The sequence below is a fragment of the Flavobacterium humidisoli genome (assembly GCF_023272795.1).
Taxonomy (GTDB): Bacteria; Bacteroidota; Bacteroidia; order Flavobacteriales; family Flavobacteriaceae; genus Flavobacterium; species Flavobacterium humidisoli.
The window spans coordinates 439512-452832 of record NZ_CP096829.1 but is presented as its reverse complement, the minus strand read 5'-3'; the positions used below and the strand labels follow the sequence as shown (position 1 = coordinate 452832).

Below are 13321 nucleotides of genomic sequence, written 5' to 3'. Positions count from 1 at the left end.
TCATCAATAAAAACAGAAACCATGAGAAAGCTATACTTTTTGCTTCCATTTATTTTTTTAGCATGTAAATCAGGAACTTCAACTTCAAATAAAAATGAGGCAAAAACAGATTCAAAGCCAATAGAAATTAGCTATAAAGTAAAAGAAACTGAAATTTCAGATTTTCTAAAATATCTTTCTTCTGATGAGTTGGAAGGCCGTGAGACAGGAACGAAAGGAATTGAAAAAGCTGCGGTTTTCTTGGAAGACTTTTTAAAGAAAAATAAAATCAAACCCTATTTTAAAACCTATCGTGATACTTTGACCAATTTTGATTCGCCAGCTTTCAATATTGTTGGAGTTATTGAAGGAACAGATCCTCAATTAAAAAAAGAATTTGTTGTCCTGAGCGCGCATTACGATCATATTGGTTTAGAAAAAAAAGAACAAGCCGATAAAATAAATAATGGGGCAAACGATGATGCTTCGGGGGTAACTTCTGTAGCGGCAATGGCAAAATATTTTAGCGAAACTAAAGCGAATAAGCGAAGCATCTTAATTGTGTTTTTTGCTGGAGAAGAAAAAGGATTACTAGGATCAAAAAGTTTAGTAGAGAAATTGAAAAAACAAAATTTTAATCTTTATACGCAATTAAATATAGAAATGATCGGCGTGCCAATGAAACGAGATTATTTGGCTTACATAACTGGTTTTGATAAATCAAACATGGCGCAAAAAATAAACGAATACACAGGAAAAAATACAATCGGTTTTTTACCGAAAGAAGCAGAGTATCAATTATTCTACCGTTCTGATAATTATTCGTTTTTTCAAGCTTTTGGAAAACCATGCCAATCCTTAAGCACTTTCGATTTTGAAAATTTTGATTACTATCACCATGTTTCAGACGAATTTAAATTAATGGATATTCCTCATATTACAGCATTCACGCAAGAATTGTTGCCTGCAGTAACCAAAATTGCGGTTTCACCAACGCAAGAAATAACCATGAACAAATAAGAGGCTGTTTTACAGCATTTGATTATTTTTGCTACATGAAAAATATTATCGTTACAGGAACAAGCAGAGGAATTGGTTACGAATTAGCCTTGAAATTTGCCGAAGCAGGTCATCAGGTTTTGGCCATTTCCAGAAAAATACCGCAAGCACTTTTAGAACATCAAAATGTAACTTGTCTATCTGTTGATTTGGCAGATGAAACGGCTTTGGGTCAGGTTGAAAATTTTCTTTCTTCAACATGGAAAAAAGTAGACGCAGTGGTTCACAATGCGGGTGCTTTACTTTTAAAACCTTTTGAGCAGACTACGCAGGCAGATTTTGAAAATATTTATAAAGTGAATGTTTTTGCCGTTGCCAATTTAACTCGTATCTGTATTCCGTATTTAGAAAAAGGAAGTCATGTTGTGACTATAAGTTCCATTGGTGGGGTTCGTGGAAGTTTGAAATTTGCCGGATTAGCAGCATATAGTTCAAGCAAAGGCGCAGTAATTACTTTAACTGAATTATTGGCTGAAGAATATAAAGAAAAAGGAATTTCATTTAATGTTTTGGCTTTGGGTTCTGTTCAAACTGAAATGCTGAATGAAGCTTTCCCTGGTTATCAAGCTCAAATTTCTGCTGAAGGAATGGCAACTTATATTTATGATTTTACATTAAATGGGAATAAATATTTTAACGGAAAAGTTTTAGAAGTTTCTTCAACAAATCCTTAAATTAAATTCCAAAATAAATAAAAAAACAAATTTCAATTTTAAAACGTCTAACCTCTAACAAATAACATTTAACTTTAAATTGAGCGAAACTTTAGCTAAATATATTCCTGAACATGCGGTAAAACCTGTTTTCGATTTGATAGTGTCCAATCAGGTTCACTTGAAAATTGTAAATGAGCGTCAGACGCGTCATGGGGATTATAGAAGAGGACCAAGTGGAAAGCATGAAATTACGGTTAATGCAAGTTTGAATAAATATCGTTTTTTAATTACGCTGATTCATGAAATTGCACATTTGGTTGCTTTTGAGAAATTCGGACGAAATATAAAACCGCATGGAAATGAATGGAAATATACTTTTCAGCGTTTAATGGTTCCGTTTATTCGGCCAGAAATATTTCCAGGACAAATATTGCCTCTTTTGGCAAGGCATTTCAAAAATCCTTCAGCGAGTAGTGATACCGATACCACTTTGTCTTTGGCTTTAAAACAATACGATAAGGAAAATGATAAAAATTATGTTTTTGAAATTCCGTACGGAAGTGTTTTTAGAATTAAAAATGGTAAAGTTTTTAAAAAAATAGCCGTTAGAACAAAGCGTTTTGAGTGTTTAGAAATTAGCTCTGGAAAGACTTATCTATTTAACCCAAATGCGGAAGTGGAATTGATAAATTAAATTCCAAAATAAGGATGAATAAAAAAATCCCAAATTCCAATTGTAGTAAACTTTGGACTTTGGGATTTTTTAATATTTGAATTTAAAAGACTAGCCTTTCAAATAGGCTTCTCTTACTTTTTTGAAAAGGTTTGAAGAATAAACAAATTTCACAATGTCTTTGTTGTCTGTTCTAAAGATTTCCTCTTTAGTTCCCTGCCAAGCTTTAAGACCTTTCTTTAAGAAGACAATATTCTCACCAATCTCCATTACAGAGTTCATATCGTGAGTATTGATTACGGTTGTAATGTTGTATTCTTTTGTAATTTCTTGAATTAAGTTATCAATCAAGGTCGAAGTGTTTGGATCTAAACCAGAGTTAGGTTCGTCACAAAACAAATATTTTGGATTGTTTACAATCGCACGAGCAATAGCCACACGTTTCTGCATACCTCCAGAAATTTCAGAAGGTAGTTTTTTATGAGCCTCTACTAGATTTACTCTTTCTAAAACAAAATCAACGCGTTCTTTGATTTGCGCTTTGTTGTTATTTGTGAACATTTTTAATGGGAAAGCTACGTTTTCTTCAACAGTCATCGAGTCAAATAACGCACTTCCCTGAAATACCATTCCGATTTCGGTTCTCAAGTCACGTTTTTCATCTTTGTCTAAATCAGAATAAACTCTTCCATCAAATTCAATTGTTCCTGAGTCTGGCGTGTGAATTCCTAATAACGTTTTTAATAGAACTGTTTTCCCAGATCCACTTTGTCCAATAATCAAGTTGGTTTTTCCGGTTTCAAATACCGTCGAAACGCCTTTTAAAACTTTACTATCTCCAAATGATTTTACTATATTTTTTACTTCTATCATTATCCTAATAATAATTGAGTTAATATATAATTTAAAAGGATTATAGTGACAGATGTCCATATAAATGCTGTTGTACTTGCTTTACCAACTTCTAATGCGCCACCTTTCATATAATAGCCATGAAAAGATGGGATTGTTGCCAATAACATGGCAAATATTAAAGTTTTGATAAATGCATAAGTAATATGAAATGGTATGAAATCTTTCTGCGCTCCCATAATAAAATCTGCACCAGTTGAAAATCCTCCGTAAGCACAAGCAAGCCATCCTCCAAAAATTCCTAAAAACATACTAATCCCGATTACAAAAGGATACATTAATAAAGCGACTATTTTTGGAAAAACAAGATAGTTTACTGAGTTGACTCCCATAACTTCTAACGCATCAATCTGTTCTGTAACTCGCATTGTTCCTATACTTGAAGTAATGTAAGACCCCATTTTTCCAGCCATAATTACCGAAATAAAAGTAGGGGCAAACTCCAAGACTACAGATTGACGTGTAGCAAAACCAATTAAATATTTTGGGATTAAAGGATTAGTTAAGTTTAATGCTGTTTGAATGGCAACAACTCCTCCGATGAAAAAAGAGATAAAGCAAACAATTCCTAGTGAGTCAATAATAAGATCATCAATTTCTTTTAGGATTAGATTTTTCATAACAGGCCATTTAGTCTGTTTGTTGAAAATTTCTTTCAGCATTAAAAAATATTTCCCTACTTGGGATAAATAACGGATTAGCATCATAATTTTTAAATATTGGCTAAATTAAGGATTAGTTTACAGTTTACCGTTTCAGCTGGGCAGTTTTTTAATTTTTTTAAGATTAAAAAAGCTTTTGTTTCATTTTTGCAAAACGATATTTTCTGATAAATTTAGCCTGTTCGGGGGTAACTAATAAAGGAGTATTGGCTTTTTTGGCTTTCCAAAAACCTCTTATATAATCTAAAAACAGAAATGGTTTTTTCTTCATCATCGCCAATTTTGCCGAAGCAATTGCGGTGATCCAAAAGCCATAACCTAAAGTGTAAAAAGCTTCGCCTTGTTTGTAACGAGCTGTTTTGTTGTAATTTGCTCCCGTTGGTTTTAAATGTTTTACATGTAAAGATTGGTCGGTCACAATTTTCCAATCGTAATATTTACAAAGCAATTCATCAACAGTGTCCCAACCCATTGCTGGACGCAAGCCACCAATTTGTTGATAGGTTTCTTTCCTATACGCTTTTAAAGCTCCGCGAATATGATCTTTATCGGTAAGATTTTCTAAAACCCATTCGCCATTTTTATCAATATAACAGAATCCTCCAGCCATTCCAACTCTTTCATCTGATTCGAAATGTTTGATAATGGTCTCAAAATAGTTGGGAGGAAAAATTAAATCGCCGTCTATTTTTACAATGATATCGTAATTCGAATCTAAAGTTTCAAAACCTTTCTGAAAAGCCTGAATCACTTTACTTCCTGGCATATGTATAGCATCTGAAGTTTTATTTACAACAGAAATATACGGATTATCTTTAGCAAAACCTAAAACGACTTCCTCAGTTTTATCTGTAGAATTGTCATTTACAACCACAACTTTTGAAGGCAAAACAGTTTGAGAAACCAAAGATTCTAAAGTCAAGCCTATTAAATCTTGTTCGTTGTGTGCGGGAATGACGATGTAATATTTCATTTTAAGAATTTTAGATTTTAGATTTTAGGTTTTAGATTCTGTAAAAGGTTATCTAAAAATCAAAAATCAAAAATCGTTAATCTATAATCTTAGTTCTTAACTTTTTCAGCCACAACAATATAATATCTTGGAGTGAAATATCTTAATAAGGGTCTTAATCCAAACTTTTTTACTGGATGTGTAAATTGTAATCGATCGGTTATTTTCCAGCCCGTTTTTTCTAAAAGCCAATCCAATTGCCAATCTTCAAATTCATGGTAATGTCTGTCCCACATATCGGTTTTAGAACGATATGCTGGCGAAAACCATAAACGTAACGGGATTGAAATTAATAGTTTGTCACATTTTACATTTTGTAAAACGGTGTAGGGATTTAGTAAATGTTCGAAAATTTCAAATGCAGTAAAAACAGTATATTCTTCCGTTTGTAGCGCCGTATGATCGTTGTCTAAATCTTCGCCTTTTGTGTTTTTTACGGTATAACCATTTTCTTCCATTATTTTAGAAAACGGATTGGATACACCAAAATCAAAAATAGTTTCAGATGTGCTAACGTGCTTTTTTAAAAACTCTAAGGTAAGTTTGAATCTTTTATTCGGAAACGTTTTTTCGTACATAGTCATTGCGAACGAATTAATCTCTCGTTCTTGATTTTAATTAGGTCGCAAATATACTAAAAAAGTCCGCACCTAATAGTGTGGACTTTTTTAGTTTTTCAGTCTCAGTTACAGTTTTTAGTCTGCAAAACTGAATATTGCGATTAGTATCGGTAAACAAAAGCATTAATATTCATTCCTGCTCCCACTGAAGCAAAAATTAGAACGTCGCCTTTGTTGATTTCGTGGTTTTCTATTTTTCCTTGTAAAATTAAATCGAATAAAGTTGGAACAGTTGCAACGCTGCTATTTCCTAGATCGTGAATACTCATTGGCATAATATCTTTTGGAGCCGTTTTATCGTATAATTTGTAAAAACGCTCGATAATAGCCTCGTCCATTTTTTCGTTTGCTTGGTGAATCAGGATTTTTTTCACATCGTCAATACCAAGGCCACTTTTGTCTAAACAGCTTTTCATGGCGCATGGCACATTGCTTAAAGCAAACTCGTAAATTTTACGGCCATACATTTTGATGTATTTAATGTCTGGATCTAAATCTGGATTGTATGATTTTCCGAAGAAAAGATAATTCGCTTCATCGTTGGCATAAGTAGCACTTTCATAAGCTAATAATCCAGCTTCATCATTTGATGCTTCTAAAATTGAAACTCCAGCTCCATCAGAATAGATCATAGAATCACGGTCGTGATCATCTACAACTCTTGATAAAGTCTCAGCTCCAATTACCATTACTCTTTTTGCCATTCCAGATTTGATAAAAGCATTTGCTTGTAAAACGCCTTCAATCCATCCAGGACATCCAAAAAGAATATCATAAGCCACACATTTAGGGTTTTTAATTCCTAATTTGTTTTTCACTCTTGTTGCTAAACTTGGCAAAACATCAGTTTGATGCGTTCCTGTTTTTACGTCACCGAAATTATGTGCGAAAATAATGTAGTCTAAAGTTTCTGCATCGATTCCCGCATTTGCAATTGCTTTTTCAGCTGCAAAGAAAGCTAAATCAGAAGAATTATATTGTGGTTCAGCATAACGGCGATTCTCAATTCCCGTAATACCTTTAAATTTTTTAATTACAACTTCATTAGGATAACCGAAAGGAGTTCCATCCTCATTTAAAAAAACATGTTTGTCAAAATCTGTGTTTTTTACTTCTAAATTAGGAATATAACTCCCAATACCAATAATTTTTATTTTCATTTCCCTTTAATTATCCGATAAATTTAGTGCTAATGTATAAATAATATTATGATAACTATCATAAAAAATAGTATGCATGCATATAATTATGAAATAACTATTTTTCTGTTGATATATTGTTTTTTTTCTAATGATTTTTTAATATTTCCTATATTTCAAACGATTGAAGGAGATTTAGAGGCTACTTTTTTTCTGGTTTTATCTTACTTTTATTGAAATAATTTCACAAAAGATTAGCAGAAAGTTATGTTTCTTTAAATCAGATTTCTTCTTTGTTGTTTGGGTTAGAAAGTTTTAAGTTTCAAGTTACGCTAGAACCTGAAATTTAAAACAAAAATAAACCCGACAAGTTTTTAAACCTGTCGGGTTTGTATATTATAAGAAAACCAAATTTTAGCTTTCCATGTAAGCTTCAATAGGAGCACAGCTACAAACTAAATTTCTGTCACCATAAGCATCGTCAACACGACGAACTGATGGCCAGAATTTATTGTCGGCGATGTACTCTAATGGGTAAGCCGCTTTTTCTCTAGTATAAGGGAAATCCCAATTGTCTGTAGTTAACATTGCCAATGTATGAGGTGCATTTTTCAATACATTGTTTTTATCATCAGCAGTTGCAGCTTCAATCTCTTTTCTGATTGAAATAAGAGCATCACAAAAACGATCTAATTCTGCTAAATCTTCAGATTCAGTTGGTTCAATCATTAAAGTTCCCGCTACTGGGAAAGAAACTGTAGGAGCGTGGAAACCGTAATCCATTAAACGTTTGGCAATATCACCAACTTCGATTCCGTTTTCTTTAAATGCACGGCAATCTAAAATCATTTCATGAGCCGCTCTTCCGCATTCTCCAGTGTAAAGAATTGGGTAGTGACCTTCGAAACGAGATTTCATATAGTTCGCATTCAAGATTGCGTGTTCAGTAGCACTTTTTAATCCGTCAGCACCCATCATTGTGATGTAACCGTAAGAGATTAAACATACTAAAGCAGATCCGTAAGGCGCAGATGAAATAGCTGTAATAGCTTGTTCACCACCTACTTTTAAGATTGGGTTTGTCGGCAAGAACGGAACTAATTTCTCGTTCACACAGATTGGTCCAACTCCAGGTCCGCCACCACCGTGAGGAATAGCAAATGTTTTGTGTAAGTTTAAGTGACAAACGTCAGCACCAATTGTAGCAGGATTTGTTAATCCAACTTGCGCGTTCATGTTTGCGCCATCCATATATACTAATCCACCATTATCGTGGATTAATTTTGTGATTTCAATAATTGAAGATTCGAAAACTCCGTGAGTAGAAGGATAAGTTACCATTAAACAAGATAAATCATCTTTATGCTCAATTGCTTTTTCTCTTAAATCTTCTACATCAATATTTCCTTCCGGAGTAGTTTTAGTAACGATAATTTTCATTCCAGCCATCGCTGCAGAAGCAGGATTGGTTCCGTGAGCCGATGAAGGAATTAAACACACATTACGGTGACCTTCGTTTCTTGACATGTGGTAAGCACGAATTGCCATTAATCCAGCGTATTCTCCTTGAGCACCTGAGTTTGGTTGTAATGTAGTTCCAGCAAATCCTGTAATTACATTTAATTGCTGTTCTAATTTTTTAAGCATTGTAATGTAACCTTCAGCTTGTTCTACTGGTGCAAACGGGTGAATGCTGTTCCAGTTTGGCATTGAAAGAGGTAACATTTCAGAAGCCGCGTTTAACTTCATTGTACAAGAACCTAATGAAATCATTGAATGATTCAATGATAAATCTTTACGCTCTAATTTTTTGATATAACGCATCAACTGACTTTCTGAATGATGATTGTTGAATACATCATGCGTTAAGAAAGAAGACGTTCTTTCTAATGAAGCCGGTAATTGGCTAGTTTCAGTTAATTCAGAAACAGAAACAGTTTCTTTTCCTAAAGCTTCAGCAAAAATTGCAACGATTTGGTTGATGTCAGAAACTGAAGTCGTTTCGTTTAACGAAATAGAAATCGTATCAGCATCAACATAGAAGAAGTTTACTTCGTTTTTCTCTGCGACAGCTTTTACTTTTTGAGCGTCTGCTTTTACTAAAATAGTATCAAAGTAAGCTGAGTTAATTTGAGAAACTCCAATTTTATTTAAAGCCTCAGCAGTAGTAACCGCTGATGCATGAACTTTATTTGCAATGTATTTTAATCCTTCTGGACCGTGGTAAACTGCGTACATTCCAGCCATAACTGCTAGTAAAACCTGAGCAGTACAAATGTTTGAAGTTGCTTTTTCACGTTTAATGTGTTGTTCACGAGTCCCTAAAGCCATACGTAAAGCACGGTTTCCATTTACGTCAATAGAAACTCCAATGATACGACCTGGCATAGATCTTTTGTATTCTTCTTTAGTTGCAAAGTAAGCAGCGTGAGGACCACCATAACCCATTGGTACACCAAAACGTTGTGTAGTTCCAACTACTACTGCAGCTCCCATTTCTCCTGGAGAAGTTAAAGTTGCTAATGATAAAATATCGGCTGCAAAGGCTACTTTGATTTCGTTTTCTTTTGCTTTAGCCACAAAAGCACTATAATCGTTTACCTGACCGTATTTTCCTGGATATTGTAAAATAGCTCCAAAAAACTCAGTTGAAAAATCAAAATTTTCGTGGTTTCCAACAACTAATTGAATTCCAATTGGGGTTGAACGTGTTTGAAGTACAGATAAAGTTTGTGGTAAAATTTCTTCAGAAACGAAGAATTTGTTTGTATTGTTTTTCTTTTGATCACGAGTACGAACATCAAATAACAAAGCCATCGCTTCAGCAGCAGCTGTACCTTCGTCAAGTAAAGAAGCGTTTGCAATTTCCATTCCTGTCAATTCGATAACAGTAGTCTGGAAATTTAAAATTGCTTCCAAACGACCTTGAGCAATTTCTGCTTGGTAAGGAGTATAAGCAGTATACCATCCTGGATTTTCGAAGATATTTCTCTGAATTGGCGCAGGAACGATAGTTGGATGATAACCCAAACCAATATATGATTTGAATACTTTATTTTTCTTCCCTAATTCTTGAATGTGATTTGCGAATTCATATTCTGTCATCGCAGGATCTAAGTTCAAAGGTGCTTTTAAACGAATATCGTCCGGAAGGGTTTCATAAACAAGTTGCTCAATCGAGTCAACTCCAATAGTTTTCAGCATGTGCTGAAGATCAGTTTCTCTTGGACCAATGTGTCTTAAAGCAAAAGCATCTGTTTTCATGTAGCTATCTAAGTTTTTTAAATTAATGTGTTCGTGCACCATTTTGCTGTACGAATCACATTTAAAAGTAAATGTGTTGTTTTTTTGTGGCGCAAAATTAAGTATTATTAATAATTTAATAGGTATTTTTAACTTCAATTTTTATCAAATTTCTAACTAAAGAGTTGATTTGTTACCAATTGATTAGATTTGAGGCATGAAACTTCTAAAACAAATTTTCGATTTTTATTTAAACAGCAGTATTCACGTGGCTTTATCGTGTTATGCTTTGGTCCGAATTACGTTTTATTTCTTTCATCTTCAATATGATGAGCCAATGGCTTTGTTCGTTTTTTTTGGAACAATTGTAGGATATAATTTTGTAAAATATGATGCTTTGGTTCGCGTCAAGAAAAAACCAATTGGAAAGCAGTTAAAAATTATTGCTGTTTTAAGTTTTATTTCGCTGCTTTTAGTTGGCTATTATTTTTTCCATCTAAAGCGAATAACACAAATCGTTTCTGTTGGAATTTTTGCCATAACCGCACTTTACACTTTACCGTTTTTTCCAAACAAAAAAAATGCGCGAAACTGGGCAGGCGTAAAAATTTATATTGTTTCACTTTGCTGGGTAGGAGCCACTTTAGTTTTGCCCTACATAAATGCCGAAGTTCCCTTTACAGCCAACTTTTTTATAAAATGCATTCAGCGTTTTGTGTTGGTTTTTGTGCTGATTTTAGTTTTTGAGATTTTAGATTTAGCCAATGACGATCCGCATTTGCAAACTGTTCCGCAAACAATAGGCGTAAAACGAACAAAGATTTTAGGATTCTCGCTCCTAGTTCCGTTTTGGGTTTTAGGAATTTTGACTTTTACCCTTCACGATCTTATTATCAACCTCATTATGGTTGTCACTTTGATGTTGTTTATTCTGTTTGCCAATACAAACCGCTCGAAATATTATACTTCCTTTTGGGTCGAAAGTGTACCCATTTTTTGGTGGTTAATGATTGCGTTTCTATAAAAATATTTTGGGCGTGCCACCATCTTGATAAAAGGGCAAATTCACTTTGCGCTTATACGCCCTTTTACCAAGATGCTGTCGGGCTATCCGCGCTACTTCGGTAGCTAGCTTCTATCCCTCACGCAAACCGTAAAACCAGAAAATTCATTTTCAAAAGAAAACAATTAAAACCATTCAATAAGCTTAACTTTTGAATTGCCTACAGCTTTAGCTGGAGGTGAAAAGTGTCTCCAATCTGGCTTTAGCCAAATGATAAAGTTTGGCTAAAGCCAATAGTATTCAACCTTATTTCTCCTCCAGCTAAAGCTGGAGGCAAGTCACTAGATTCAAAAATCAGCTTAAATCTGCCAAATCTGCATAAAAAAATAACTTTTGATAATCTTTCAAAAAACAACTAATCTATTTTGTTTTCTGCTCAGCTAAAGCTTTATTCAAATCGGCTTTTGCTTCATTTAGTTTCTTTCTTTTCTTGTCGATTTTCTCTTTGCTTTCTTTGTCTTTAATCGCTTCATTCAGATCAGCAGTTCTTTCATTTACTTTTTGCTGTTTCTCTTTTACTTTTTTGTCAAGATCCTTATTTACCGTTTTGGTGGTGCAGTTTTTCTTGGTTTGCGCAATCGCATCTTCAACTCCTTTAATCTGATTTTGATTTCCAGCTTTTTTAGCTGCAGCTAATTTTGTGTTTAATTCGCATAATTTTCTTTCACAGCCTTTTAAAGTTGTACAATTGCTTTGAGAAAATCCAACAATAGAAAAAGCGAAAAATGCTATCGATAAAACTTTAGTTTTTAATTTCATAAGTCTGTTTTTGAATTAGATACATTCTTAAAAGTAAGGAAATTATTTTAAAACTGTTTTTCAGAGACTTCTTTAAGGATTTTATTTCTGTCTAAAAGAAAATTCGTTAGGTGCTTTTTCAAAAATAAAACATCAAATAATTTCCCAAAAAAACTAAACGGAGTTTCATATTGCATTTTATCTTTCATGATTGTAATTCCATTTTCTTCTTCAAAAAAATGTTCATGTTTGAACGATTTGAATTTACCGTGTTCCATTTCATCCACAAAATAATCATACAAATTCATTATGGTAATTCTGCTTTTATGAGTCAAGTAAAATCCGAAATGTTTGCCGCGCCACGTTACCGTTTCGTTTAAATTAATCAAACCAAATGTTACGCCAGCAATAGCTTTTTCTTTTGATTTACTCGCAGATTGTTGATGAATATCGATATTTCTTGAGTGATCAAAAACGATTTGTTTGGGTGCGCTTATTTTGGTAATTAAGTTTATAGTTGTCATGATTTACATTTTTTTTACAGAATCTTGTGATTTCTCCTTCGTCTAAATGACAAATAATGCCTAAATTAAATCTTTAAAAGCTTCATCAATATCTCCAAATTGAAACTGAAACCCATTTTCCCAAAGTCGTTTTGGAATCACATTTCTGCTTTTCAAAACCAATTCGGTTTCTGTTCTAATAAAGAAAGATCCGATTTCAAGAAAAAATTTACTCATCGGAATTCCGAAAGGAAAACCAACTGATTTTCTAAGTTTCTGCATAAAATCAGCATTTCTGATTGGTTCTGGTGAGACAATATTGATAATGCCACCAAGTTCTTTTTCAATAATAAAATCAATTGCATTTGCAAAATCTTCTTCATGAATCCAGCTTATAAACTGATTGCCGCTTCCTTGTTTTCCGCCAAAACCAATTTTAGCCAAAGTTTTTAACGGAATAAAAGCACCGCCATTTTTCCCTAAAACAATTGAAGTTCGCAAAGCGGTTTTTAAAGTGTTTGGAGTTTCGGTTTTAAAGAATGCTTTTTCCCAAGACAACGCCACATTTATAGAAAAGTCATTTCCGATTTCGCCATCAACTTCATCCATTTGTTTGTCTAAAGAAAAACGATAAATAGTTGAGGTTGATGAATTAAGCCAATGTTTCGGTGGATTTTGACAATTTAAAACAGCTTTATTTAAAATCTTTGTGCTTTCAATTCGGGATAAAAGAATTTCTTTTTTGTTTTCTTTGGTATAACGGCAATCCACAGATTTTCCTGCAAGATTTATTAAAACCGTTGCATTCTCCAATTCCTTTTCCCAGCCAGAAAAAGTTCTGGCATTCCAGTTTACATATTTAATTCCGTCTATGATTTTCGATTTTCCACGAGTCAGAATTACAATTTCTTCAAATTTATTTTTGAAATGATTGACTAAAACTTGTCCTAAAAATCCAGTTCCTGCTGCGATTATGAGTTTTTTCATTGGTTGTTTTTTTTTGCCACAGATTAAAAGGATTTTAATGATTTTTATACAATTTATAAATCTGAATAATCACTT

Annotated in this window: 13 protein-coding genes; 4 read left to right on the top strand and 9 right to left on the bottom strand. The window is 33.5% G+C overall.

The features are described from left to right. Nucleotides 1–21 precede the first annotated feature (21 nt). The 3 genes from M0M44_RS02210 (at nucleotide 22) to M0M44_RS02200 (ending at nucleotide 2388) form a co-directional block, all read left to right on the top strand. The gene (locus M0M44_RS02210) at nucleotides 22–999 is read left to right on the top strand and encodes a M20/M25/M40 family metallo-hydrolase (RefSeq protein ID WP_248728311.1); all 978 of its coding nucleotides are present in this window, start codon (nucleotides 22–24) and stop codon (nucleotides 997–999) included. Between the two features lie 35 nt (nucleotides 1000–1034). Continuing rightward, entirely contained in the window at nucleotides 1035–1712 is a 678-nt protein-coding gene (locus M0M44_RS02205; protein WP_248728310.1) for an SDR family NAD(P)-dependent oxidoreductase, read from the top strand. A 79-nt stretch (nucleotides 1713–1791) separates the two neighbouring features. Next, nucleotides 1792–2388 (top strand): SprT-like domain-containing protein, encoded by a 597-nt coding sequence (locus tag M0M44_RS02200; RefSeq protein WP_248728309.1) that lies wholly within the window; start codon nucleotides 1792–1794, stop codon nucleotides 2386–2388. Nucleotides 2389–2478: 90 nt separating this feature from the next. On the opposite strand, the gene M0M44_RS02195 is transcribed toward M0M44_RS02200, so the two are convergent. The 6 genes from M0M44_RS02195 to gcvP form a co-directional block, all read right to left on the bottom strand. Beyond that, the gene (locus M0M44_RS02195; RefSeq protein WP_248728308.1) at nucleotides 2479–3240 is read right to left on the bottom strand and encodes an ABC transporter ATP-binding protein; all 762 of its coding nucleotides are present in this window, start codon (nucleotides 3238–3240) and stop codon (nucleotides 2479–2481) included. Then, nucleotides 3240–3986, bottom strand: coding sequence for an MlaE family ABC transporter permease (locus tag M0M44_RS02190; protein WP_248728307.1), 747 nt, complete (start codon nucleotides 3984–3986; stop codon nucleotides 3240–3242). The genes M0M44_RS02195 and M0M44_RS02190 overlap by 1 nt, the downstream gene beginning before the upstream one ends. Before the next feature lie 79 nt (nucleotides 3987–4065). Beyond that, nucleotides 4066–4914, bottom strand: a complete 849-nt coding sequence (locus M0M44_RS02185) for a glycosyltransferase family 2 protein (RefSeq protein WP_248728306.1) — start codon at nucleotides 4912–4914, stop codon at nucleotides 4066–4068. An 89-nt stretch (nucleotides 4915–5003) separates the two neighbouring features. After that, nucleotides 5004–5531, bottom strand: coding sequence for a methyltransferase (locus M0M44_RS02180; RefSeq protein WP_248729976.1), 528 nt, complete (start codon nucleotides 5529–5531; stop codon nucleotides 5004–5006). A gap of 143 nt (nucleotides 5532–5674) precedes the next feature. Then, nucleotides 5675–6733 carry a 3-oxoacyl-ACP synthase III family protein gene (locus M0M44_RS02175; protein ID WP_248728305.1) on the bottom strand — a complete coding sequence of 353 codons (1059 nt, stop codon included), beginning with the start codon at nucleotides 6731–6733 and terminating at the stop codon, nucleotides 5675–5677. Between the two features lie 393 nt (nucleotides 6734–7126). Next, on the bottom strand, nucleotides 7127–9976 hold the full coding sequence (gcvP, locus tag M0M44_RS02170) for an aminomethyl-transferring glycine dehydrogenase (protein ID WP_248728304.1): 2850 nt from the start codon (nucleotides 9974–9976) through the stop codon (nucleotides 7127–7129). Between the two features lie 196 nt (nucleotides 9977–10172). Between gcvP and M0M44_RS02165 the strand changes: the two genes are divergently transcribed. Then, nucleotides 10173–10979, top strand: a complete 807-nt coding sequence (locus M0M44_RS02165; protein WP_248728303.1) for a UbiA prenyltransferase family protein — start codon at nucleotides 10173–10175, stop codon at nucleotides 10977–10979. A gap of 399 nt (nucleotides 10980–11378) precedes the next feature. Here M0M44_RS02165 and M0M44_RS02160 read toward each other — a convergent pair whose 3' ends face one another. The 3 genes from M0M44_RS02160 to M0M44_RS02150 are packed head-to-tail and all read right to left on the bottom strand — an operon-like array spanning nucleotide 11379 to nucleotide 13246. Beyond that, complete coding sequence (locus tag M0M44_RS02160) at nucleotides 11379–11777, bottom strand: DUF1090 family protein (RefSeq protein ID WP_248728302.1); 399 nt, start codon at nucleotides 11775–11777, stop codon at nucleotides 11379–11381. Between the two features lie 47 nt (nucleotides 11778–11824). Further along, nucleotides 11825–12280 carry an SRPBCC family protein gene (locus M0M44_RS02155; RefSeq protein WP_248728301.1) on the bottom strand — a complete coding sequence of 152 codons (456 nt, stop codon included), beginning with the start codon at nucleotides 12278–12280 and terminating at the stop codon, nucleotides 11825–11827. Nucleotides 12281–12340: 60 nt separating this feature from the next. Next, entirely contained in the window at nucleotides 12341–13246 is a 906-nt protein-coding gene (locus tag M0M44_RS02150; protein ID WP_248728300.1) for a TIGR01777 family oxidoreductase, read from the bottom strand. Between the last annotated feature and the right edge of the window lie 75 nt (nucleotides 13247–13321).

Bases quoted from the DNA above. Each gene is read 5' to 3' on its own strand.
- M0M44_RS02210 (WP_248728311.1), top strand. From the start codon at position 22: ATGAGAAAGCTATACTTTTTGCTTCCATTTATTTTTTTAGCATGTAAA.
- M0M44_RS02205 (WP_248728310.1), top strand. From the start codon at position 1,035: ATGAAAAATATTATCGTTACAGGAACAAGCAGAGGAATTGGTTACGAA.
- M0M44_RS02195 (WP_248728308.1), bottom strand. From the start codon at position 3,240: ATGATAGAAGTAAAAAATATAGTAAAATCATTTGGAGATAGTAAAGTT.
- M0M44_RS02190 (WP_248728307.1), bottom strand. From the start codon at position 3,986: ATGATGCTAATCCGTTATTTATCCCAAGTAGGGAAATATTTTTTAATG.
- M0M44_RS02185 (WP_248728306.1), bottom strand. From the start codon at position 4,914: ATGAAATATTACATCGTCATTCCCGCACACAACGAACAAGATTTAATA.
- M0M44_RS02180 (WP_248729976.1), bottom strand. From the start codon at position 5,531: ATGTACGAAAAAACGTTTCCGAATAAAAGATTCAAACTTACCTTAGAG.
- M0M44_RS02175 (WP_248728305.1), bottom strand. From the start codon at position 6,733: ATGAAAATAAAAATTATTGGTATTGGGAGTTATATTCCTAATTTAGAA.
- gcvP (WP_248728304.1), bottom strand. From the start codon at position 9,976: ATGAAAACAGATGCTTTTGCTTTAAGACACATTGGTCCAAGAGAAACT.
- M0M44_RS02165 (WP_248728303.1), top strand. From the start codon at position 10,173: ATGAAACTTCTAAAACAAATTTTCGATTTTTATTTAAACAGCAGTATT.
- M0M44_RS02160 (WP_248728302.1), bottom strand. From the start codon at position 11,777: ATGAAATTAAAAACTAAAGTTTTATCGATAGCATTTTTCGCTTTTTCT.
- M0M44_RS02155 (WP_248728301.1), bottom strand. From the start codon at position 12,280: ATGACAACTATAAACTTAATTACCAAAATAAGCGCACCCAAACAAATC.
- M0M44_RS02150 (WP_248728300.1), bottom strand. From the start codon at position 13,246: ATGAAAAAACTCATAATCGCAGCAGGAACTGGATTTTTAGGACAAGTT.